The 23230-nt window shown below is 42.5% G+C and carries 24 protein-coding genes, 1 pseudogene and 1 riboswitch; of the genes and pseudogenes, 17 read left to right on the top strand and 8 right to left on the bottom strand.

Annotation, left to right across the window (positions count from 1 at the left end; all coding sequences use genetic code 11):
* Window positions 1-138: 138 nt before the first annotated feature.
* From ACF1X7_RS00470 to ACF1X7_RS00460, 3 genes are all read right to left on the bottom strand, one after another.
* Window positions 139-348 (bottom strand): DUF378 domain-containing protein, encoded by a 210-nt coding sequence (locus tag ACF1X7_RS00470; protein WP_221276462.1) that lies wholly within the window; start codon window positions 346-348, stop codon window positions 139-141.
* A 167-nt stretch (window positions 349-515) separates the two neighbouring features.
* Window positions 516-710, bottom strand: coding sequence for a hypothetical protein (locus ACF1X7_RS00465; protein ID WP_039099492.1), 195 nt, complete (start codon window positions 708-710; stop codon window positions 516-518).
* A gap of 87 nt (window positions 711-797) precedes the next feature.
* Complete coding sequence (locus ACF1X7_RS00460) at window positions 798-1703, bottom strand: tyrosine-protein phosphatase (RefSeq protein WP_411162336.1); 906 nt, start codon at window positions 1701-1703, stop codon at window positions 798-800.
* A gap of 197 nt (window positions 1704-1900) precedes the next feature.
* On the opposite strand from ACF1X7_RS00460, the gene ACF1X7_RS00455 reads away from it, so the two are divergent.
* The 3 genes from ACF1X7_RS00455 to ACF1X7_RS00445 all read left to right on the top strand — a co-directional run bounded on the left by ACF1X7_RS00455 (window position 1901) and on the right by ACF1X7_RS00445 (window position 4166).
* Window positions 1901-2410, top strand: a complete 510-nt coding sequence (locus ACF1X7_RS00455; RefSeq protein ID WP_221276464.1) for a DinB family protein — start codon at window positions 1901-1903, stop codon at window positions 2408-2410.
* Between the two features lie 147 nt (window positions 2411-2557).
* Window positions 2558-3157 carry a WxL domain-containing protein gene (locus ACF1X7_RS00450; RefSeq protein WP_136904345.1) on the top strand — a complete coding sequence of 200 codons (600 nt, stop codon included), beginning with the start codon at window positions 2558-2560 and terminating at the stop codon, window positions 3155-3157.
* A 28-nt stretch (window positions 3158-3185) separates the two neighbouring features.
* Window positions 3186-4166, top strand: a complete 981-nt coding sequence (locus tag ACF1X7_RS00445) for a WxL domain-containing protein (protein WP_221276466.1) — start codon at window positions 3186-3188, stop codon at window positions 4164-4166.
* 79 nt (window positions 4167-4245) lie between these two features.
* Here ACF1X7_RS00445 and ACF1X7_RS00440 read toward each other — a convergent pair whose 3' ends face one another.
* The 3 genes from ACF1X7_RS00440 to galE form a co-directional block, all read right to left on the bottom strand.
* Window positions 4246-4572, bottom strand: a complete 327-nt coding sequence (locus ACF1X7_RS00440; protein ID WP_039099495.1) for a heavy metal-binding domain-containing protein — start codon at window positions 4570-4572, stop codon at window positions 4246-4248.
* Window positions 4573-4587: 15 nt separating this feature from the next.
* Window positions 4588-4953, bottom strand: coding sequence for a DUF1304 domain-containing protein (locus ACF1X7_RS00435; RefSeq protein ID WP_004270080.1), 366 nt, complete (start codon window positions 4951-4953; stop codon window positions 4588-4590).
* A 109-nt stretch (window positions 4954-5062) separates the two neighbouring features.
* Window positions 5063-6058 carry a UDP-glucose 4-epimerase GalE gene (galE, locus tag ACF1X7_RS00430; protein WP_064777296.1) on the bottom strand — a complete coding sequence of 332 codons (996 nt, stop codon included), beginning with the start codon at window positions 6056-6058 and terminating at the stop codon, window positions 5063-5065.
* Between the two features lie 152 nt (window positions 6059-6210).
* Between galE and recJ the strand changes: the two genes are divergently transcribed.
* Both recJ and ACF1X7_RS00420 read left to right on the top strand, forming a co-directional pair.
* Complete coding sequence (recJ, locus tag ACF1X7_RS00425) at window positions 6211-8505, top strand: single-stranded-DNA-specific exonuclease RecJ (protein ID WP_411162335.1); 2295 nt, start codon at window positions 6211-6213, stop codon at window positions 8503-8505.
* 34 nt (window positions 8506-8539) lie between these two features.
* On the top strand, window positions 8540-9058 hold the full coding sequence (locus tag ACF1X7_RS00420) for an adenine phosphoribosyltransferase (protein ID WP_004270038.1): 519 nt from the start codon (window positions 8540-8542) through the stop codon (window positions 9056-9058).
* A gap of 218 nt (window positions 9059-9276) precedes the next feature.
* Here the strand turns inward: ACF1X7_RS00420 and lexA are convergent, their stop codons facing one another.
* Window positions 9277-9891: a transcriptional repressor LexA gene (gene lexA / locus ACF1X7_RS00415; protein WP_146955458.1), complete on the bottom strand. Its 615-nt coding sequence runs from the start codon at window positions 9889-9891 to the stop codon at window positions 9277-9279.
* Window positions 9892-10026: 135 nt separating this feature from the next.
* On the opposite strand from lexA, the gene ACF1X7_RS00410 reads away from it, so the two are divergent.
* The 6 genes and pseudogenes from ACF1X7_RS00410 to mgtA all read left to right on the top strand — a co-directional run bounded on the left by ACF1X7_RS00410 (window position 10027) and on the right by mgtA (window position 18095).
* Window positions 10027-10269 (top strand): DUF896 domain-containing protein, encoded by a 243-nt coding sequence (locus ACF1X7_RS00410; protein WP_004270057.1) that lies wholly within the window; start codon window positions 10027-10029, stop codon window positions 10267-10269.
* Window positions 10270-10349: 80 nt separating this feature from the next.
* The gene (locus ACF1X7_RS00405) at window positions 10350-10577 is read left to right on the top strand and encodes a YneF family protein (protein ID WP_004270078.1); all 228 of its coding nucleotides are present in this window, start codon (window positions 10350-10352) and stop codon (window positions 10575-10577) included.
* Window positions 10578-10733: 156 nt separating this feature from the next.
* Window positions 10734-12479, top strand: a complete 1746-nt coding sequence (locus ACF1X7_RS00400) for an ABC transporter ATP-binding protein (protein WP_069468087.1) — start codon at window positions 10734-10736, stop codon at window positions 12477-12479.
* Window position 12480: 1 nt separating this feature from the next.
* On the top strand, window positions 12481-14271 hold the full coding sequence (locus ACF1X7_RS00395) for an ABC transporter ATP-binding protein (protein WP_411162334.1): 1791 nt from the start codon (window positions 12481-12483) through the stop codon (window positions 14269-14271).
* 59 nt (window positions 14272-14330) lie between these two features.
* Window positions 14331-15263 carry an alpha/beta hydrolase gene (locus tag ACF1X7_RS00390; protein WP_004270067.1) on the top strand — a complete coding sequence of 311 codons (933 nt, stop codon included), beginning with the start codon at window positions 14331-14333 and terminating at the stop codon, window positions 15261-15263.
* A 59-nt stretch (window positions 15264-15322) separates the two neighbouring features.
* A riboswitch (M-box (ykoK) riboswitch) is annotated at window positions 15323-15486 on the top strand.
* Window positions 15487-15545: 59 nt separating this feature from the next.
* Window positions 15546-18095 (top strand): annotated as a pseudogene (gene mgtA / locus ACF1X7_RS00385) (magnesium-translocating P-type ATPase).
* Between the two features lie 39 nt (window positions 18096-18134).
* On the opposite strand, the gene ACF1X7_RS00380 reads toward mgtA, so the two are convergent.
* Window positions 18135-18758: a lysophospholipid acyltransferase family protein gene (locus ACF1X7_RS00380; protein ID WP_064777293.1), complete on the bottom strand. Its 624-nt coding sequence runs from the start codon at window positions 18756-18758 to the stop codon at window positions 18135-18137.
* Between the two features lie 104 nt (window positions 18759-18862).
* Here ACF1X7_RS00380 and ACF1X7_RS00375 point away from each other — a divergent pair, with 104 nt between their 5' ends.
* From ACF1X7_RS00375 to pyrH, 6 genes are all read left to right on the top strand, one after another.
* Window positions 18863-19606, top strand: a complete 744-nt coding sequence (locus ACF1X7_RS00375; protein ID WP_411162333.1) for a tRNA1(Val) (adenine(37)-N6)-methyltransferase — start codon at window positions 18863-18865, stop codon at window positions 19604-19606.
* Window positions 19599-19874: a GIY-YIG nuclease family protein gene (locus tag ACF1X7_RS00370; RefSeq protein WP_004265409.1), complete on the top strand. Its 276-nt coding sequence runs from the start codon at window positions 19599-19601 to the stop codon at window positions 19872-19874. Before ACF1X7_RS00375 ends, ACF1X7_RS00370 begins: the two co-directional genes overlap by 8 nt.
* A 15-nt stretch (window positions 19875-19889) precedes the next feature.
* On the top strand, window positions 19890-20429 hold the full coding sequence (locus ACF1X7_RS00365; protein WP_069468091.1) for a GNAT family N-acetyltransferase: 540 nt from the start codon (window positions 19890-19892) through the stop codon (window positions 20427-20429).
* Window positions 20430-20590: 161 nt separating this feature from the next.
* Window positions 20591-21385, top strand: coding sequence for a 30S ribosomal protein S2 (rpsB, locus tag ACF1X7_RS00360; protein ID WP_004265428.1), 795 nt, complete (start codon window positions 20591-20593; stop codon window positions 21383-21385).
* 106 nt (window positions 21386-21491) lie between these two features.
* On the top strand, window positions 21492-22367 hold the full coding sequence (tsf, locus tag ACF1X7_RS00355; RefSeq protein ID WP_004270050.1) for a translation elongation factor Ts: 876 nt from the start codon (window positions 21492-21494) through the stop codon (window positions 22365-22367).
* A gap of 136 nt (window positions 22368-22503) precedes the next feature.
* Window positions 22504-23229: a UMP kinase gene (gene pyrH, locus ACF1X7_RS00350; protein WP_221276471.1), complete on the top strand. Its 726-nt coding sequence runs from the start codon at window positions 22504-22506 to the stop codon at window positions 23227-23229.
* The last annotated feature ends 1 nt before the right edge of the window (window position 23230 follow it).

The raw sequence follows: 23230 nt of genomic DNA, 5'->3' as shown, positions 1-23230 counted from the left end.
AAATAAAAGCGTGCTAGTCGAGGCTGACTAGCACGCTTTTTTGTTATTGAAAAGAAATAACAGTTTTACCAACACGTTAATGGATAGCGATTGAGACGAGCAGGATGTTTGGTCCCTATAAAAATCCGCTCCAGAAAGCTATTCATACTGCGCGCTGTTGATGGGTGCAAATAACTTAATGCAATATAATGCGCTAAGTCCAACAAGGACATATACGATGCGCGAAATAATAGCTGCTTGACCGCCAAATGACATAGCGACTAGGTCGAATTTGAATAGACCGACAAGTAGCCAGTTAAAACCACCAATGATTAATAAAGTAAGCGCGATATTGTCTAAGGTTTTCATAGTGACACCTCCTTTAGTAGCTTTAAGATAACATCCTCAAAGGTGGGGAACAATAAAATTACTTAGACCAAGTTTTGTAACTTAGCAAAAAATTAAGGGTGGTTTTTTAGAAGATAGATTGCAAAAAAAGCATGCTAGTCAAATTTGACTGGCATGCTTTTTGGTGTTTATTGAAGCATATCGATTAGTTTCAGAAAGATCATCATCACGAGGATGCTGACCCAAAAGAGCACATTCGATTTCTTCTTAAGTTGGTCATTTTTCTTTTGTTGGGCGATGAATAAGACGACTGATGAACTTAAGACGCCGATTGCAGCAATGATCACGATCAATAATAAAATGAGATGTTGAGCAGGTGACATGATGAGGCTCCTTTAACTGATTGATTCTAAGGAGCAGTATACCAAAAAAATGGAGAGACGAGAATAGTGAATCTACCTGATGAAGCATTAACTCTTGGTAAGATACATCGTTTTTAATTGGTTGAGATCCGCCTTAGTCAAACCCAGCCCGTGTTTCAAATAACCATTAACGCCACCATATTCTTTGTTCATTGTGTCATATGCGGCCTGTAGAGAGGGTTTACGGACGGCCATCATTGCAGTGATCGTTTTAACGGCTTTGGGGTTATTGTGAGTTGCCACCTTAATTTGTTCAATTGTCTTTTCATTTTCGGCGCGGCGATATTTATTAGAGGCGAGGTAGTCGTCCATGATGCTCTTTTGATCAACCCCGAGGGCACTGAGGACTAACATAGTACCGAATCCGGCACGATCTTTACCGGCTGTACAATGCCAAAGTGTCGTACCACTTTTATTATTCAATAAGACATTAAAGAACTGTTTATAGTTCGTGCGTGCTGCGGGATCAGTAACCAATTTTTGGTTAATATCAATCATGAAAGCTTCACCATCAACCTTATCGAGATTCTTGAAAAAGTCAGCTTGACTTGCCGAAGTCCCTAAAGACTTGGTGACACCATAGTGATTGTAGTGGACGTTGCTTAAAGCGGGATCGGGTTTAGCCGCAACTTCGCTACTAGTCCGTAAATCAACGATGTTATTTAATTGTTTTCCAACGGTTAACTTCTGTTTATCCTTCGTTGTTAAACCAGCTAATTCACCAGAACGAATTAACCGATTGGCTTTAATTTTGGCACCTGTTTTCGTGACAATTCCACCTAGATCACGAGTATTAATCGCACCGGCTAATTGAATGTGACGACTCATGTTTTGTTTAGGGACAAGGGTGGATTGATGAGCTGTCGATTGTTTAGTATTTTTTTGTGGGGTACAGCCGGCTGCCAAAAGTAATAAAGTTGTTGTTGCCACGTAAGGGATGATTGTTTGGCTCATGCGCATATTGATTGCTTCTTGTAAAACGATTTTTTATTCTTTACAAGGTTAAGCATAAACAAATAATGTAAAGTGTTTGTTGTTCTAGTGAAAATAAAGTGTAAAGCTTCGTAATGGTTTGGTAAATTCATAAAAAAAGGCCTAGTAGTGGTTTAATGATACAATGGGGTTAACTTTTAGATATGGAGGATGATAAGATGCATGCAACGCAACTATTAAGTGCAACGGTCGAACGCGCTCAAGAACGATTACTCGATACATTGGAACAAATGACAGTGGCTGAGGCCAATACAATGCCGCAGCCACTAATTAAATCGGTGACCTGGTTAGTATGGCATACTGCCCGTGAAATGGATTATCAGATTGCGGATTTGAAAGGGATACAACCATTGTGGATACGTGCAGGTTGGTCACAAAAATTTGCATTAGATCTACCCGATGCAACGCAAGATTGGTCGCATTCACCAGAAGAAGCAGCCAAAGTGATTATCATCGATAAAGCATTATTAATTGGTTACTTAGCAGACGCATTGCAATTGACGCTTGATTACCTGGCTGAAGTTACTGACGAGTCTTTATTAGAGATAATTGATGAAAATTGGACACCGGCAGTTACCCGTGAAGCACGCTTAGTCTCAATCGTGGATGATGCGGTCATGCATTCCGGGCAAGCTGTTTACACTAGAAGAATGGTAATGGGGAAATAACTGCTAGGACAGGATTGGAATCGGTTTAACGAATAATTAGTGAAGGGTAAAAATAGATACCGTATGGTATCTATTTTTTGTTATCCGGCAATTGAATTGCGTGCTACTATATTAAATGTAATTAATAATAATTTGGAGGAATTATCAATGAAGACAAAATTATTTTCAGCATTAGCAACAATGGTAGCACCAACAGCAATGACAGTGGGGTCAGTATCAGCTGACGCAGTTGCTCCGCAAACATCAAAAGCCGACTTTAGTGTTGTTGCTAAGGATCCAACAAACCCAACAGATCCTGAAAATGTGACATTAGTATTAAAATCAGTACCAAGTTTCAGCTTTGGGACAATTGAAGCTAGTGCGATTTATGCTGGTTTTACTGGTAAAGTTGCTAAAACAGCTGGCGCTTTAGAAATTGCTGATATACGTTTAGGCAAATCTGACTGGTCGTTGACAGCTGACATGGCTCAATTCACAGATGATGCTAATAAACTAACAGGCGCAATATTGAATTTAGATTCTACTGGTTCACTTGGTGAAACTTTAACAGGTGCTGTTAAGGACGATTCTCCTGCCGTTGAAGTGGTTAAAGGTAACGGGAAACATGGTGTCGATAATTTTAAGATGGAAGCAGCTACGTTAACATTAGCAGCAAATCCAGCAGCCGATTTAGCTAAAGATGAGAGTTTCACAACAACAATTAATTGGAATCTTTCATCAACAACACCAACTGCACCAACTGCTTAATCATTTTACTATTAAACGCACGAAATAAGTGAATAAAGTTAACGAAGCGATTGATGTGGAGGGTGAAAAGTATAAGCCAGATTCGTATTATACTGGAAAATTGAATAAAGATCCGAATACACCAGGGATTCCAGCTAAATATAAAATTGCTGCAGGGAATGTCTCTAAAGAGAAAACGGTTTATGTTGGTGGGTTAGCAGCCTACAAGAAAGCGGCGGATCTCGGTGGGACTTGGTCAGTTGATGGTTTGTCAGACCTAGCTAAGGCATCTGGTTCAACGAGTAATTGGCATTATGAATGGCAATTTACAGATGGTGAGGATAAGACAATAACCCCCGCTACTAATAGTGGTGTTTCTAATCTTAAGGGTGACATTACAAATTTAGCGAACTTAAATACGGAACAACCACTAACCTTTAGTAAAGATAGTACTTTCATGAAAGATGCTGCAGCTGCAACTACGGCTGGGAAGAGTTATCGAGCACAGCTAACATTAACGACTAACGTAACGGAAGAATCAAGTGGAAGTTCAAAAAAAGTTACGATTGTTTCTAACGAAGCTGAATTACAAGCGCAACCAGCAGTTGGTAAGTTGTCATTGGATCAAGTGCCTAGCTTTAGATTTGGGAACGTCTTGTCAAAAGATATTTATGTTGGTACAACTGCTCAGGACAAGCAATATCAGGTCAGTGATGGGTTGAAAATCACGGATACCAGAGCAACGCCAGGTTGGAAATTGACAGCGAAGATGAGTAAAATGGCATCAACCACAGGCAAACAATTAAGCAGCACAGCCATTAATATGACTGGCTTGCCAACGAACGTAGGATTATCTGATAATGGTACTGAAACACCGATTATGACGGATAAGATGTCGAAAACATGGCAAGTTGCTGGGAAATTAGCATTAAGTGCCAATCCAAGTATTCAACTTGCGGCTGGTGATACATTCTCGAGCAACATTACGTGGACTTTAAATAGCGCACAACCCGCAGCACCAGCGGCTTAAGTTGTTGATTAGAATTAATAAGTAAATTAAAAAAGATGAATGATTTCCTGAATATCAGGGAACCGTTCATCTTTTTTTTTTAGTCGATATATTTAACAGCCGTGCCATAAGCGGCAACTGATTGCATATCTGTTCCGATTGAACCAGAGTCAAAGCGCATCATGACAACCGCATCTGCGCCCATTTCAAGTGCGTTTTGGCGAAGCCGGTCGATGGCTACGTCGCGTGATTCAGTCATCATTTCAGTATAGGCCTTGATTTCGCCACCGACGACATTTTTCAATGAAGCGCCGATGTTTTTGAAAACGTTCTTGGATTGAGTGGTTAAACCGAAAACTTCACCGAGCACTTCATATTTTTTACCAGGAATGGTTTCGGTGGTGGTGATGAGAATTGGATTTGTCATGATTAAAGCTCCTTTTTAGAAGAATAAGATTAACAATAATGTGATTAAAGCGGGTAAGCCTTGTAAGAAGAAAATTTTCTTGGTGGCGGTAAATGTCCCGTAAAGCGCAACGATGAAGATGTAGAGCATTAATAGGGCGAGGACAATCTTGAGCGTTTGGCCGGCTAATAATAGGTTGACCATGATAATTACGGCGCCCAACATTCCGTTATAAATGCCTTGGTTGGCAAGTGCCACGCGGGCATTTGGTAGTTTGACAAAGTCCAGCGGCATGTCAAAAGCTTTCGCCTTTGTTTCAGCACTGGCAAACATTTCCAGCCCCATGATACCGATGTGTTCAACGGCGATTAGGTAAGTTAAAATAAGAATCAATACTTGCATAAGTTAGTGCCTCCTCAATAGTGGTTTCATTGTAACAAAAACAATGACGCACGTCCAAATTAGGTCATAAAAAAACACGCCAGAGAATTTCTGGCGTGTTCCTTCATCATTAACCGCGGTCTGTATAACCGTTTGGATGATTTAAATGCCAATTCCAGGCCGTTTCAATAATGGCTTCCATGTTGTCGTATTGTGGTGTCCAACCCAAGACTTCGCGTGCTTTGTCACTTGCGGCAATCAAAGTACTTGGATCACCAGCACGACGCGGTGCCATTGTCACAGGAATTGCCTTGCCAGTCACTTTACGAGCGGCTTCGACAATTTCCATATTTGAAAAACCAGTTGATGAGCCTAAGTTAAAGGCGTTACTATCATGGCCTTCTTCGAGGTAACCGAGGGCCAAAATATGGGCGTCGGCTAAGTCTAACACGTGGACATAGTCGCGGACGTTAGTGCCATCTGGTGTATCATAGTCATCACCAAAGATGGAAAGTTGTTCGCGTTTGCCAGCAGCCACTTGTAACACGATTGGCAACAAGTGGGTTTCTGGGTGATGATCTTCTCCGATTGAACCATCTGGTTTGGCACCAGCGACATTGAAGTACCGTAATGCAACGAATTTAATGCCGTAAGCTCTGTCAGCCCATTTCATCATCGTTTCCATCATTAATTTACTTTCACCATACGGGTTGGTTGGGACTTGTGGGTCGGATTCCTTAATTGGAATTGATTTCGGTTCCCCATAAGTGGCCGCTGTTGATGAAAAGACGATGTGTTTGACGTCGAATTCATTCATCACCTCGAGTAAGGCAGTCATACCGTATGTGTTATTGTCGAAATATTTAAGTGGTGCTTGCATCGATTCGGGCACGATTGAGAAAGCGGCGAAATGAATCACACCGCTGACTTTTTCTTGTTGGAAGACGCTGCGCATGAAATCTTTGTCGCGAATATCGCCTTGATAAAAACGCGCTTGTGGATTAATGGCGGCTTGATGGCCGGTGACGAGACTGTCGACAACGGCGACATCCGTGCCGCGTTGAATTAATTGATCAACGGTGTGCGAGCCGATGTAGCCGGCGCCACCTAATACTAAAACTGTCATGGTTGTTTCCCCCTATGTAATAACCTTGTGTATCAATTAACAGTATATCATTTGGACTGATAAACAAAAGCATTGATTGGATTATTAAACGAAATATAATAATCTTTGCTATAATGGGTAAGTTAATGATTTGGAAGTAGCGAGGGATTAATGTGGAAGCACAATATGAATGGCAATTAAAAGCAACACCAACTGACCAAGACTTACAAGCAATAATGGCAGTTGAAGCACTCCCGAAAGCCGCAGCCCAATTGTTGTGGCAACGAGGAATCAAAACACCTGAGGCAATCAGTGCGTATATGCATCCGAATGTCGGTCAATTACATGATCCATACGCATTGTATGATATGCAAACGGCAGTCGATCGAATCCAAGCGGCTGTGATGGGCGGCGAAAAAATTACAGTCTACGGCGATTACGATGCCGATGGGATTACAAGTACCGCTTTGATGCAAGAGACGCTCGAAAGTTTAGGCGCCGATGTGGAAGTATATGTGCCCAACCGGTTTAAAGATGGCTACGGGCCCAATTTAGATGTCTATAAGCAACTCGTTGAAAATGGAACCCAGTTGATTGTGACCGTTGATAATGGGGTGAGTGGCTTAGAGCCAATCGCCTACGCGCAAGAACACGGTGTCGATGTGGTGGTCACAGATCATCATGAACTACCAAGTACATTGCCAAATGCGACAGCAATCATTCACCCCCGTCATCCAGAGGGACAGTATCCCTTTGGTGATTTATGTGGGGTTGGGGTGGCATTTAAAGTCGCTACGGCATTATTGGAAGAAATCCCTTACGAGAGTTTGGACCTAGTGGCGATTGGGACGGTCTGTGATTTAGTGTCACTGACTGATGAAAATCGCGTTTTAGTTAGCTTAGGCTTACAACAATTACAAAATACCAGTCGTCCCGGTTTAGTGGCTCTTTGCCAGTCAGCGGGTATTGAACAAGAAACGCTTGACGCCACATCGATTGGATTTGGGATTGGGCCACGTTTGAATGCGATTGGTCGCTTAGGTGATGCCAACTTAGGTGTTAATCTATTAACGACTTTCGATGAAGAACAAGCGGTGGAACAGGCCCAATTTGTGGAACAACAAAATAAAAAGCGCCAGGGTCTTGTGCAAGAAATTACTGCGCTAGCTAGCGAAATGGCACAAACACCTGAGAACCAAGCTAGTGCGACCTTAGTGTTGGCACATGAAGGCTGGCATGAAGGTGTGCTGGGGATTGTGGCGAGTCATATCGTTGAACAAACCGGTAAGCCAACTTTAGTGCTAGCAATTGATCCAGCAACTGGCCAAGCCAAGGGATCGGGACGAAGTGTTGAAGCATATCATCTCTTTAAAGCGCTTGATGCCCAACGCACATTGTTGACGCACTTTGGTGGGCATCATATGGCTGTTGGCTTAACGATGCCAGTCGATCAATTGGCTGCTTTACAAACGGCGATGAATACTTATGCCGCTGATAATCAGATTGATTTAACAACGAAACCCACATTGGCGGTTGATTTACAACTCGCATTAGCTGATGTGACGCCCGATGTTTATCAAGCCATCAGTCAATTAGCTCCTTATGGCACGGATAACCCAGAACCTTTGATTGAAATGACGGTGCCATCCGTCACCAATGTGAAGCAGATCGGTGCGGATCAGAAGCATTTGAAATTTACGGCAGTTGATCAAGAAGCGCAGTTAGCAGTCTTAGCATTTAACCGTGGTGCGTTGTACGACGATTTACAAGCGGTGGAACAGTTGAAATTAGTTGGTCAACTAAGTGAGAATACTTGGCGCGGCAATACGACGTTGCAATTGATGCTGAAAGATTTACAAACGAGTGGGCAAGTGTTAATCGATCAACGGAGTAATCGGTTGACGCAACAGTTGTTTAAAGCTAGTGGCACCTATGTCTTTTTCAATGAGAAGCATCTGGCACAGCTACAAAGTTATATCCCAGCCGGCAGCCAAGCCATCTTAGCAGCCGATGTCGCACAGCAAGCAGAATTGATTGTGGTTGATGAACCAACTGATTTAGATGAATTTGAAGCCTTTTATCGCCAACAACAGGCCACTAAAATCAGCTTTATCTTCTATAGTAAGTATTCGGCATATCTTGATGGTATTCCTGATAAGAAACAGTTTGCGACTTTCTTGGTTTACCTACGTCAACATCCAGGAATTGAAAAAGCACGGTTAGGGGAATTAGCGACTTATCTAAAAATTAAATTGCCGCTATTAATTTTTATGTTGCAGGTGTTTTTTGACTTAGGATTTGTTAAAATAGAATGTGGTCTCATTTCGGCCGCGGAACAACCGGAAAAGCACGCATTAGAAAGTGCACCGAGTTATCAACAACGATTAGCTAAAATTGACATGGAAAAGCAGCTTGTTTACTCAACCTTCGCGGAGATGAAAGACTGGCTGGCAGGATTCAATCAGTAGCAAACTGTTGAAAGAGTTAAGGAGCGAATTTAAAATGGCAATCAACTTTAAAGATTACGTTGCAAGTGTGCCCAACTTCCCTGAAGAAGGTGTCACATTCCGTGACATCTCACCTTTGATGTCTGATGGTGAAGCATATGCAGCAGCAACCGACAAGATCGTCGAATACGCAAAGAGTAAAGGGGTCGAAATGATCGTTGGCCCTGAAGCCCGCGGATTCATCGTCGGCTGCCCAGTAGCTTACAAATTAGGCGTTGGTTTTGCACCAGCCCGTAAAAAGGGGAAGTTACCACGCGAAACCGTCTCAGCAAGTTACGGCTTGGAATACGGCGAATCAACATTATACATGCACAAAGACGCGGTCAAACCCGGTCAAAAAGTGTTGGTCACAGATGATTTACTCGCAACAGGCGGCACAATCGCCGCAACCATCAAAATGGTTGAAGAATTAGGTGGGATTGTTGTCGGAACAGCCTTTTTAATCGAACTAAACGATTTAAACGGTCGCGAAAAAATTAAAGACTACGATATCTTCAAATTAATGGATTATTAATGGATGTCTTTCTAAGCTGGGAGAGTCTGAGCATTAACTTAGGTTGGTGAATAACCGATGCAATCGGGTTGTTTGCGGGACGTGGCTAGACGGAAGAAATTGCATCAGAAAGCACGTTAAGAAAAAATGTAACGTCAGTCAGTCGCTAAACGTAAGGACCTGGCTGAAGGAACATGCTAAAAAAGGATTCGCCATAACGGCGAATCCTTTTTTGATAGCTACATTCTGTCGCGGTATAGGCCAACGACCTTACCTAAGATGCTAACTTCATTCAAAATAATGGGTTCAAATGTATCGTTTTCTGGTTGTAGCCGATAATGATCAGGTTCCTGGAAGAATCGTTTGCAAGTTGCTTCATCTTCAGCAGTCATTGCAATCACGATGTCACCGTTATCGGCAGTCGCTTGTTTACGAACGATCACTTCATCGCCGTCTAAAATTCCGGCATTAATCATACTTTCACCGCGAATCGTCAACATGAACAAATCTTGTTCAGTTTGTAGACTTGGTGGAATCGGGAAATAATCGGTCGCTTCTTCAACCGCTAAAATGGGCACCCCAGCTGTAACAACACCGAGAACCGGAATCTTCTTCTGTGATGCACCAATTGCTGTCAAACCAGCTGCTGTTAATTCAATGGCACGTGGTTTAGTCGGATCTTTTTGTAAAAAGCCTTTTTTCTCAAGGCGTGCTAAATGGCCATGAACGGTAGAAGTAGAGGATAAATTAACGGCTTCGCAAATTTCACGAACCGTTGGCGGATAACCTTTATCTTGAACGCGGTCATGGATAAAACGCAAGACCTCTAATTGCTTGGATTCTGTTCTCGTCATAAGAGCACCTCATTTGTTCTAATAGCTATATGTTAGCATACCTATAGCGGGATTTCAAACAAGCGTTCGTGTTTTTTGACATTTTACGGATTTTAGTCCAAAATAGACAAATAGTTTGAATTGGAGGGCAACAAGATGGCAATGGATCAAAAACGATTAGACCGAATTAATGAATTAGCACACAAAGCAAAAGCTGAAGGACTAACTGAAGCTGAAACAGCAGAACGTCAAACACTGCGCGATGCCTATTTAAAGGATTTCCGCGAAAGTTTCCGCTCACAAGTTGAGATGCTACAAGTGTATGACAAAGAAGGTAAGGAAGTCACTCCTGAAAAAGTGAAGGATATCCAACGGGAAAAAGGCTTGCGTGACGATTAATCTTAGAATTCCGCTTTCTTTTTAGGTTAATTATGTGTAAACTATTTAAGTGAACTGAATTAGGAAGGGGTGCATAAGATATGGGATTAGGCATTTTATTATTTGTCATTGGGGCTTTATTAGGCGCAGTCGCTGGTTTCTTTGGCGCACGTGCTTACATGAAGAAGTATTTCCAAGACAATCCACCAATTAACGAAGAAATGTTAAAGGCTATGATGATGCAAATGGGTCAAAAACCATCTGAAAAGAAATTAAATCAGATGATGAGCTCAATGAAAGCACAACAAAAACGTAGCAACAAAAAATAAAACAGTCAAGTCGGTTTTAAAAGGGTTTCTAACGAACAAGTCGTTTGTTAGAAGCTCTTTTTTTATCATAATAAGAACGGAAATACAAATGATTGTCCGGCTTAATTAAGATTGTTATAATAGGACTTATCGAATTTTAGAGGATAGGAGCACAACATGGGAATTTTTAAAAAACTAGGGTGGTATTTTAAACAAGAATACCGCCGCTATTTATGGGGCGTCATCTTTTTAGTCCTCGTGGCGATTGTCCAAATTGTGCCACCAAAAGTGATTGGGACCCTGGTTGATTTAATGGACGCCAAACAATTAACGGCCCAAAAATTAATCATGTGGCTCGGCGTCTTGTTAAGCGCAGCGATTTTACAATATGTTTTTCGCTATGGTTGGCGGACCCGGATTTGGGGCGGCGCGGCTAAACTGGAACGGACATTGCGGAGCCGATTGTTCTGGCATTTCATGAAGATGGACACGACCTTCTTCCAAAAACATCGGACAGGTGACTTGATGGCACATGCCACGAATGATTTAACCGCGATTCAACAAGTGGCTGGTGCCGGTATTTTAACCTTTGCCGATTCAATCATCACTGGTGGGACAACGATTATTGCAATGGTGATTTTCGTTGACTGGCGCTTAACGTTGATGGCCTTGATTCCAATGCCCTTGTTGGCCGTTGCGTCACGACGGTTAGGTGCACATTTACACACAGCGTTTGGGCAATCACAGGCGGCTTTTTCACGGTTAAATGATAAAACCCAAGAGAGTGTCTCTGGGATTAAAGTCTTAAAAACGTTTGGCCAAGAAGAAGCTGATATTAAAGATTTCAACGAGATTGTCACGAAGACAATTGCGATTAATAAACGTGTGAATATGATTGATGGTTTATTTGATCCCGCCATCAGTTTGATTATCGGGTTAACGTACATTGTAACAATCATTTATGGCGGGACGTTGGTTATGAATCACAGCATTTCGATTGGTCAATTGATTTCGTTCATTAGTTATATCGCGGCGCTTGTTTGGCCAATGTTTGCGATTGGGCGCTTGTTCAACGTCTTGGAACGGGGCAATGCGAGTTATGATCGGGTTGATCAACTTTTGAAAGAAACCAGCACCATTGTCGAAGCACCGGATGCGATTCAAACACCAGCAACTGGCGATATTCATTATGCTGTTCAAAAATTTACGTACCCTGGCGACAAACAACCAACGCTCAAACAGGTGGCGTTCACTCTGCCACAAGGTAAAACGTTGGGCATTGTCGGAAAAGTTGGTTCGGGTAAAACCACACTGATTAAATTATTATTGCGTGAATATGATCAGTATCAAGGCGAGATTCAAATTGATGGTCACGATATCCGGGATTATTCGCTGGATGCGTTACTTGATAGTATCGGCTATGTGCCACAAGATAATTTCTTATTTTCAACGGATGTCCGCGACAATATTCGGTTTGCTGATTTTGACCGAAATCAAGCGGCGGTTGAAGATGCCGCGATTTCGAGTGCGGTGCATGATGATATTTTAACGTTTGTCCAAGGTTATGAGACGGTCGTTGGTGAACGCGGTGTGTCGTTATCTGGTGGGCAAAAACAACGAATTGCGATTGCGCGAGCGATTATGACTGATCCAGAAATTCTGATCTTAGATGATTCGCTATCAGCCGTTGATGCAAAGACTGAAGAAGCGATTTTAATGAATTTGAAAACGATGCGGGCTGATCAAACCACCATTATCACTGCTAATCGCTTGAGTAGTGTGATGCACGCCGATGAAATCATTGTCATGGATGACGGTCAAATCACCGAACGTGGGACACACGAAGCACTCCTTGCCGCAGATGGCTGGTACGCAGAGATGTGGTTGAAGCAACAATTAAGTCAAGCCTTAGGAGGTGCATAAGATGGCCAAGCAATATCAATCAGAATGGTCTAAGAAAGTTCCATTGAAAGAGCAATTGCACATCATGAAACGCCTCTTTGGTTATACGAAACGCTATAAACGCCAATTTATCGGCGCAATTGTGGCCGCCGCAGGTTTAGCGACCATCAATATTTTATTACCACGATTACTACAAGTCTTTATGGATCGTTACTTAACCAATCAGAGTGCGACCACCCAAGTTTTAATGGGGGTTGCGGCGTTGTACGGTTTAGGCGTGATTCTCAAAGCCATTACACAATTTTTCCAATCTTTCCTTTTTGGAATGGGTTCGGAACGCGCGATGGAAGATGTCCGGCGCGATTTATTTCAGAAGTTCCATCAACTCGGGATGCGTTATTTCGATCAGACGCCAGCAGGCTCGATTGTCTCACGAGTCACGAATGATACGATGACTTTGATTGATTATTGGAATGTTTTCTTATCCATGTTAGTCGGTTCATTTTCAATCATTTCAGCGTTCATTGCGATGTGGTTAATTTCACCAAAAATTGCCCTTGCAACGGCAGCGTTTCTACCAATATTGTTAATTGTTATCTGGTATTACAGTAGTTACAGTGCGCGGGTTTACCGGCATATGCGTGAAAAATTGAGTCAGTTGAATACGAAACTCAACGAATCAATCGAAGGGATTACGATTATCCAACAATTCCGCCAGGAAAAACGGTTGACCGACGAATTCGAACAAGTTAACGCGGACTATTTAAAAACGCGCGAAGCGATGATTCGAACGAACTCGTTGTTGCTCGCACCAATTGTGAATTTACTCTATACACTGGCATTGGTCGTTGTCTTGAGCTTGTTTGGTGTCTCAGCCCTGCATAGCTTTGTCACGGCGGGTTTGGTTTATGCGTTCACAACCTATGTTGGGAACTTCTTTAATCCGATGACCAATATGATGGATTCTTTATCATCATTACAAGATGGAATGGTCGCTGGTCGCCGAATTTTCAGAATTCTCGATCAAGAAGAATATGCGCCAGCTCAAAATGCCGATGCTGCAAATGAAATTACTGAGGGTCGCGTCGAATTCAAGCATGTTTCGTTTTCATACGATGGGAAAAATGAAATTTTGCATGACATCTCATTTGTTGTTGAACCTGGACAAACTGTCGCCTTAGTTGGGCATACCGGTTCTGGGAAAAGTTCAATTATTAATGTCATGATGCGGTTCTATGAATTTTATGAAGGTCAGATTCTAATCGACGGACATGATATTCGGAGTTTTCAGACAGCAGAACTGCGCCGCAAGATGGGGCTTGTTCTACAAGATGCATTCATGTTTTATGGTGATGTCGCATCAAATATTCGATTATTTAATCAAGAGATTACAGATGCCCAAATTCGCGCAGCGGCTGAATTCGTGCAAGCTGATGACTTTATCGAACAATTACCTGGTCAATATCATGCTCGTGTAATTGAAGGTGGCGCCCAATTTTCAAGTGGACAACGCCAATTAATTTCGTTTGCGCGAACATTGGTTACAAATCCTAAAATCTTGGTCTTGGACGAAGCGACGGCTAATATCGATACGGAAACGGAATCGATGATTCAAACTGGTCTCGCTCGGTTACGTCAAGGACGTACAAGTATTGCCATCGCGCACCGTCTATCGACGATTCGCGATGCTGAATTAATCTTGGTTTTAGATCAAGGGCAGATTGTCGAACGGGGTAATCATGATAGCTTAGTGGCTCAAAAAGGACGTTATTATGAAATGTATCAACTCCAAAATGGTGGCAGTGAAGAATAAGCAGTTTCAAAAAAACACGACTATTATTATTGCGGAGTAAATCGGGAGGAATTTAGCACATGAAGAAAAGACGCTGGCTGAAATGGTCGTTAATTAGCGTTGTTGTCTTAGTGGTGGTAGCACTATTTGGTGCCACTATGTATATGTATCAATACGCATTTGTACCGGGGCAAAAATCATTCTTAAATGGTGGTAAGCCAACGAAAGTCTATCAAGACAATCAACGTTGGTTAAAAAATGTTAAACAATCAAAGTGGCATCAACAATCTGCCACAGATGATTTAAAATTGGCGGCAATTTATGTGCCAGCAACAAAACCTACGAACAAAACAATTTTAGTTGCGCACGGCTATATGGGTAAAAAAGAGGATATGGCACGCTATATTCACATGTATCACGATCTTGGCTACAACGTTCTCGCACCGGATGACCGTGCAGCAGGTGAATCGGAAGGTGATGCCATTGGCTATGGTTGGACGGATCGCTTGGATTACGTCAAGTGGGCCCAAAAAATTGTCGCTACCAACGGACAGGATAGTCAAATTGCCCTTTTCGGGGTCAGCATGGGGGGCGCGACCGTCATGTTTACCGCGGGTGAAAAATTACCTAAGCAGGTGAAAGCGGTGATTGAAGATTGTGGTTATAATAGCATCGCTGACGAACTCGCTTACCAACTAAATGACCTCTTTGGATTGCCGAAATTCCCGTTATTTTACACAACGAATTGGATGGCACGGGTTCGCGCCGGCTATAACTTTAATGATGGCGATACTGCTAAGAGTTTAGCTAACTCGAAATTGCCAATCTTCATGATCCATGGCGATCAAGATAAATTTGTACCAACCAAAATGGTGTATACAAATTACAAAGCGGCGCATGCACCTAAACAACTCTGGGTGGTTCCGGGGGCAGCTCATGGTGAAGCCTTGGCTACAGATCCAACAACCTATCGTAATAAAGTTGCGCAATTTTTAAATGAATATCTTCAATAAGTCTGATTAATTGTATTTTGAAGCCGATTTGGTATGATAGATATATAAATATATTGATATTGCTAATCCGTTAGGTGAGGCTCCTATATGAACAAACGCTGCTACTCAGAAACATCGAGAGATGCCAATTGAGTCAACAGAAACTGCCCTGAAGGCTTTTTCTAATGTAGCTGAACAAAGTTCTACGTCATATAGTGCTAAAGCTCAACGATTGGAATGGCTTGTTTTTCTTGTGAGGCATCCTTTCTTTGAGGATGCCTTTTTTATGCGGATCAGCTGCGAATGGGAGGGATTACGATGGCTAAGACAATTAAAATGACACTCAATCAGATTAATCAATTAACGCCAAAAGCGAGTTTAGAACATTTCGAAACTGACAAGAAGGGGTTATCACGGCAGCAGCGAACAGCACGGTTACAAACCTATGGGGAAAATACGATTCAAAAGTGGCAACAGCGTTCGTTATTGCGAGCTAGTTGGCAGAGTGTGCAAGATCCGTTTATCGGCGTATTAGCTGTCTTAATGATCATCTCCTGGCTCAGTCGAGATATTGATGGCGCGATAGTTATGTTAATCATGATTGTTGTGTCTAGTAGCATTAGATTCGTGCAAGAGCGCAAGTCCGAGCAAGCGAGCATTGCTTTACAAGCGATGTTAGCAAAGACCAGCCGGGTTGTAATTGAGGGTCAACCAACTGAAGTTGCCGCACAAAGTCTGGTACCTGGGGATATTGTGCAGCTGCAGACGGGGGATTTGGTGAATGCTGATTTAAAAATTCTGGCGAGCCATGATTTACAAATTAATCAATCTTCTTTGACGGGTGAATCAAAACCCGTGAGCAAACGCATAACAGCGTAAGCAACTGACGTAACGAATGCGGCGGATATGGCGAGTTTATTGCTGATGGGCAGCACCGTTGTCAATGGGCAAGTGATTGCCACGGGTCAAGCGACTTGCTTTAGCGCAATTGTGACTACTGAACCTAAGTCGCGACCGAATCAATTTGATGCAGGGTTAAAACACATCAGTTGGTTATTAATTCGCATGATGCTCGTTTTGGTGCCCTTTGTATTTGTGATTAATGGTGTGACTAAGGGAGATTGGCAACAGTCGTTTTTCTTTGCGATTGCAGTGGCAGTTGGTTTGACACCGGAGATGTTACCGATGATCGTTAATAGTAATCTGGCGAAAGGCAGTGTCGTTTTAAGTCAACAACAGGTCATCGTAAAGCAGTTAAAGGCCATTCAGAATCTCGGGGCGATGTCGGTTTTATGTACGGATAAAACGGGGACGTTGACGGAAGATCATATTAAATTGATGTACTATGCAGATATTTTAGGCGAGCGGGATGTGCAAGTTTTGCGATTAGCATATTTGAACGCCAAGGGTCAATCCGGCTGGCAGAACCTTCTGGATGAAGCGATTATTCATTACTATGAACAAGACCAAACCAATGATGACTTTCCATATCAAAAATTGGGCGAGATTCCATTTAATTTCGAGCGGCGGCGGCTAACGGTCTGGCTCAAAAACCATGCAGGTAATCAATTAGTGCCAAAAGGGGCCTTTGAAGAAGTGCTAGCAACGTGTTCCCAAGTCAGGTTAGCGGATCAGATTGAGCCGTTGACTGAAGTGCAAAAGCAGAACCTAGTGGCAGTGCATGATCGTTTGGCACAACAAGGGATGCGGATGCTGGCGGTTGCTTATCAAGATGAGTTAGCAGAGACGGCATCAATTGACCGCGTTGGTAATCAAGGTTTGATTTTCGCCGGCTTTTTGGGCTTTTTGGACCCACCAAAACAATCAGCTATCTCGGCAATTCAACAACTACAAGCTCATCAAGTGGCGGTCAAAATTTTAACGGGTGACAGTGCTTTAACGACGCAGCAAGTTGCCCAAAAAGTGGGCATTCAGAATCTAGCTGTGACCACTGGTGAGATGTTAAAGACGTTAACGGATGCACAAGTCAGTGAGCTATTAACCGAGCAAGCATTATTTGCCAAATTGGCTCCACTTCAAAAAGCGCGTTTAATCCGTTTATTACAAGCACAAGGGGAAGTCGTCGGTTTCATGGGCGATGGCATTAATGATACGACAGCTTTGAAACAAGCAGATGTCGGGATTTCAGTTGATAATGCCGCAGACCTCACAAAGGATGCTAGCGATGTAATCCTACTGGAAAAAGATTTGAACGTTTTAGAACACGGGGTACTTGAAGGACGGAGAGTCTTTATCAATATGTATAAGTACATTCGGATTACGTTAGCTTCTAATCTAGGAAATGTTTTGAGCGTGCTGGTTGCCAGCATCTGTTTACCATTTTTACCAATGTTGTCACTGCAAATTCTTGTCCAGAATTTACTGTATGATGTCGCACAACTCTGGTTACCTTGGGATCGGGTTGCTGAAGATCAATTGCGCCAACCAACACAGTGGGCAACTAAAGGCTTACTGAAGAGTGCGTTTATTCTAGGACCGTTGAGCTCAATGGTTGATATCTTAACGTTTGCGATTCTCTGGTTTGGATTTGGCCTGCAAACATCAGCTCAACAGGGGGCTTTCCAAGCGAGTTGGTTCGTCGTTGGTTTATTGACGCAGATGCTAGTGGTTTATGTATTACGGACACCAGCATCACCGTTCAAGGATCGCGCAAATTGGCGTGTTTACTTGGGGAGTTTAATCAGTTTGTTAATTGGAGGTATTCTGGTATTGACACCGCTCAGACAAGCCGTTGATTTCCAAGCGATTCCAACACAATTTGGCTGGATTGCAGTGGCATTAGTTACGGCTTATCTATTGGTGACGAATGCGGTTAAGAATTTAACGCGCTAAAAAAACTGCTAGATGATATCATCTAGCAGTTTTTTGTTATTATTTTTTATCAGGTAGTTCATATTTAAAATCAGGGTTAATTTCGTGGTCAATTTGATCAAATGCGGCTTGCATTTGATGATTGACAACTTCTAAGTTCTCTTCGTTGAGTTTTAATTTCGGATCGATTGGGATTGGTTCACCAAAACGAATCGTAATCTTTTTCCGTTTTAAAACATCAGAGAATTTTAATGGCCCTTGGTAGACTGCTGGTACGAGTGGGACCCGCGCCATCTTGGCAATTACGACCGCGCCGCCTTTAAGTTCGCTTGAATAGCGGCTACCAGTGGGGAACATGATTAACGAAAGTTCTTTTGAGCGGAGGGCTTTCACTGGTGTTTTAATCGCCGATGGGCCAGGATTTGTTCGGTTCACAGGAAATGCGTTTGCGTGGGTTAAGATGAAGCGTAGAATTGGGTTTTTAAAGAGTTCTTCTTTGGCCATGAACGTGAACTTTCGGGGACTAGCAGCAAGTGCGAAGAAGATTGGATCCCACCAAGTTCGGTGCGGGCCAACTAAAACATAAGTCCCTTCAGGCAGGGCTTCTTTATTTTCGACCTTCAAATTGCCATTCAATAACCAGGCTAAAATGCGGACGATAAAACGTGCAAATGAGAAAAACATAGTTTAGATTCCTTTCAAACGTGACTAGTATCTGCTCATTATACCAAATAATGATACTCTTTGTTATAATATGCCTAAATACAAATGAGGTTGAAGGTAGAACGATGTTAAAAGCAGATGAGCGAATTGACCAATTATTTCGCTTAGATATTCAGATTATTCAAAGCCCATCCGTCTTTTCCTATTCGATGGATGCGGTGTTGTTAGCCGACTTTGCCCAGTTACCAAAACGCGGGACGATTGTCGATTTGTGCGCAGGCAATGGGGCGGTTGGATTATTCATGAGTCCCAAAACAAATGGTCAAATTATCGGTGTTGAACTTCAAGAACGGTTGGCCGACATGGCACAACGGTCAATTGAATTAAATGACTTAACCGACCAGGTGAAAATGCTCAATATGGATTTGAAAGACGTTAACACTAAGATTCATAAGGACAGCGTCGATATTGTGACCTGTAATCCACCATATTTTAAGGTTGAACCCAATAGTCAAAAAAATCCCAATCAACATCTGGCACTGGCGCGGCATGAGATTGCAACAGACTTACGCACTGTGGTTCAAACCATGAGTGGCCTGTTAAAGATGAATGGTAAAGGGTATTTAGTCCACCGTCCCGAACGGTTCTTAGAAATCTGTGACGAACTACGCGCCGCACGTATGGAACCCAAACGCGTCCGGTTTGTTTATCCCAAAGCAGGCAAAGAAGCGAATATGGTGTTAATTGAAGCGGTCAAAGATGGTAAAAAAGGGGGCTTACGAATGCTTCCGGAACTGACGATTTATGACCAAGACAGCCACTATACACCAGAGATGCGCACGAAGTTATTCATGGCTGACAATGACTGAGAAGGCTTATTATTTTTACGTATTAGTCTGCGCCGATCATAGTTTTTATGGGGGGTTCACGACTGACGTTACCAAACGCGTTGCCACGCACAATGCTGGCAAAGGTGCGAAGTACACAAAATTGCGCCGACCAGTGCGGTTATTATATTTTGAAACGTTTAGTGATAAATCGGCGGCGCTTAAAGCAGAGTATGCGTTCAAACATCAACCCCGCCGCAAAAAAGAACAATATTTAATGGAACATGGCATTTCAAGAACTCAATTTTAGAATGGAGAGACCAATATGCAACCTAAGTTAGTTGTCGATCAACACATTCATTTACAACCTGTGACGGAAGCGGATGCGCCGGCGTTATTTCAGTTAGTGGATCAAAATCGCGTCAATCTCGATACTTGGTTACCATGGGTGGGCGATATCGAATCAGTGGCCGATGAACTTGGCTTTTTAAAATATGCGCAACAACAAATGGCAAACCAGGAACTTTGGATGGCAACGATTTGGGATGACCACCAGTTAGTTGGTACGATTGATGTCCACAATATTGACGACTTGAATCGTGCGGGTGAAGTTGGCTATTGGTTAGATGAAGCTTTCCGCGGACGAGGTGTCATGCATCGCGCACTAGCCGCCATTGAACAATACGCGGCCAGTGAATTGGAACTTGACCAGTTGAGTATCATTGCTGCACACGAAAACGTGGCGAGTCAGCAAGTCGCGCTAAAAGCGGGCTATCTAGCGGTTGAAACAGTGAGTGGCGTTACCTCAGTGAGCCACCAACCACAAGATGCAACCCGTTATCAGAAACAATTGGGCGGCATGTAAGTTCTTGTTGACGCGCCTTGTTATTTTTAGTATACTTTTAAACGGTATTTCAATACCAAAAAATAATTCACACTGGTTGATTTCTAGAGAGGTGCTTGGCGACAAGTTCTCTAAAAAAGTGAAACCAGTGGTCGAAAAAAACCATATGGAGGTCTGTTGACATGGCTGTATTGTCAATGAAACAATTATTAGAAGCGGGTGTTCACTTCGGTCACCAAACACGTCGTTGGAACCCAAAAATGAAGAAATTTATCTTTACTGAAAGAAATGGTATCTACATCATCGACTTGCAAAAGACAGTTCGCATGGTTGACGATGCTTATGACTTCGTTAAAGAAGAAGCTGCTAACGAAGGTGTATTCTTATTCGTTGGTACTAAGAAACAAGCACAAGATGCAATTGCTGAAGAATCAGTACGTGCAGGCCAATACTTTGTAAACCACCGTTGGTTAGGTGGGACTTTGACTAACTGGGACACAATCCAAAAACGGATCAAACGTCTTAAAGAAATCAAAGCAATGGACGAAGATGGTACATTCGATCGTTTACCTAAGAAAGAAGTTGCCTTGTTGAAGAAACAACAAGAAAAACTTGAAAAATTCTTAGGCGGTATCGAAGATATGCCTCGCATCCCAGACGTAATGTTCGTTGTTGATCCTCGTAAAGAACGCATTGCTATCAAGGAAGCGCAAAAATTAAATATCCCAGTCGTTGCTATGGTTGATACTAACTCAGATCCTGATGATATTGATGTTATTATCCCATCAAACGATGACGCTATCCGCGCTGTTCGTTTAATCACAGCTAAAATGGCTGATGCTATCATCGAAGGCCGTCAAGGTGAAGATGATGTTGAAGAAGCTACATTTGCTGCAGAAAACAAATCAGCAGACTCAATGGAAGAAATCGTTGAAGCAGTTGAAGGCGACAACGATACTAACACTGACGCTAAATAGTAGATTCAAATAAGCTGTCTTAGAGGTTTCGCAAATACTGCCTGACTTGTGGGACAGCTTTTTTTAAACCAATTATATTGAATATAAATTGTCGGAGGTATGAATTATGGCTGAAATTAAAGCTGCTCAAGTAATGGAATTACGTAAGAAAACTGGCGTTGGGATCATGGACGCTAAAAAAGCCCTTGTAGAAAGTAACGGCGACGTTGCTCAAGCAATCGATGCTTTACGTGAAAAAGGGATGGCAAAGGCTGCTAAGAAGAGCGACCGCATTGCTGCTGAAGGTTTAGCAGGCATCGCCATCGATGGTAACACTGCTGCAATCGTTGAAGTGAACTCAGAAACTGACTTCGTTGCTTCAAACGATCAATTCAAAGCTTTATTGAAAGATATTGCTGAAACAATCGCTAAAAACAAACCAGCTGACATGGCTGCTGCAGAAGCATTACCAATGGGCGAAGGCACAATTGCTAGCTCAGTAATCAACTTAACTGCTGTTATCGGCGAAAAGATCAGCTTCCGTCGTTTTGAATTAGTTGAAAAAAATGATGGCGACCACTTTGGCGCATACCTACACAATGGTGGCCAAATCGCTTCATTAGTTACTTTAGAAGGTGCTGACGATGAAGCAGCTCATGACGTTGCAATGCACGTTTCAGCTGTTAACCCTCAATACGTTTCTCGCGAAGATGTTCCTGCTGAAACATTGGATCACGAACGTGAAGTATTAACTGAAGAAACAAAGAACGAAGGCAAACCAGAAAACATCATTCCTAAGATCGTTGAAGGCCGTGTTAACAAGTTCTTGTCAGAAATCAGCTTGAACGACCAAGCTTTCATCAAAGACTCAGATCAAACTGTTGCACAATTTGTTGCATCTAAGAACGGTAGCGTTAAAGGTTTCGTTCGTTTCACAGTTGGTGAAGGGATCGAGAAAAAAGAAAATAACTTTGTTGATGAAGTCATGGGCCAAATCAAATAAGCTTATTTTGCTTCAAAAAGGGAACGCAATTTGCGCTCCTTTTTTTTGCAGTTTTACGATAATTCAGAATCGCATACCCAAATAACTTATTAAATATGGTAAAATGAGCCTAGTAATCAACGGAGGGATATCAATCATGTCAAATACAAAATACAAACGCATCGTCTTAAAAGTGAGTGGTGAAGCACTTGCTGGCGACCAAGGTTTCGGAATTAACCCTGAAATTGTTAAAGTAGTCGTAAACGAAATCAAATCAGTTCACGATTTAGGGGTTCAAATTGCCATTGTCTGTGGCGGTGGGAACATCTGGCGTGGTGTGACTGGTGAACAAATGGGCATGGAACGTGCGCAAGCCGATTATATGGGCATGATGGCAACGGTCATGAATGCTTTAGCTTTACAAGATAACTTAGAGAGCATTGGTGTCCCAACGCGTGTGCAAACATCAATTGAAATGCGTCAAATCGCAGAACCTTATATCCGTCGGAAGGCTGTTCGTCATTTAGAAAAAGGCCGCGTTGTGATTTTTGCTGGTGGGACAGGGAACCCTTACTTCTCAACAGATACAACGGCTGCATTACGAGCTGCTGAAATTGATGCAGATGTGATCTTGATGGCTAAGAACAACGTTGATGGTGTTTACTCTGCTGATCCTAACACTGATTCAAGTGCCGTTAAATTCGACACATTAACACATTTAGATATTATCAACAAAGGCTTGCAAGTGATGGATTCAACTGCAAGTACTTTATCAATGGACAATGATATCCCATTGGTAGTCTTCAACTTAAACGAACCAAACAATATCAAAAAAGTTGTTGAAGGTGCCAACATCGGGACAACGATCGAAGGAGGAGAATAAT

This window comes from Latilactobacillus sp. VITA-14 (assembly GCF_046580785.1).
Classification (GTDB): domain Bacteria; phylum Bacillota; class Bacilli; order Lactobacillales; family Lactobacillaceae; genus Latilactobacillus; species Latilactobacillus curvatus.
This window is presented reverse-complemented; position numbering and strand designations above follow the sequence as displayed.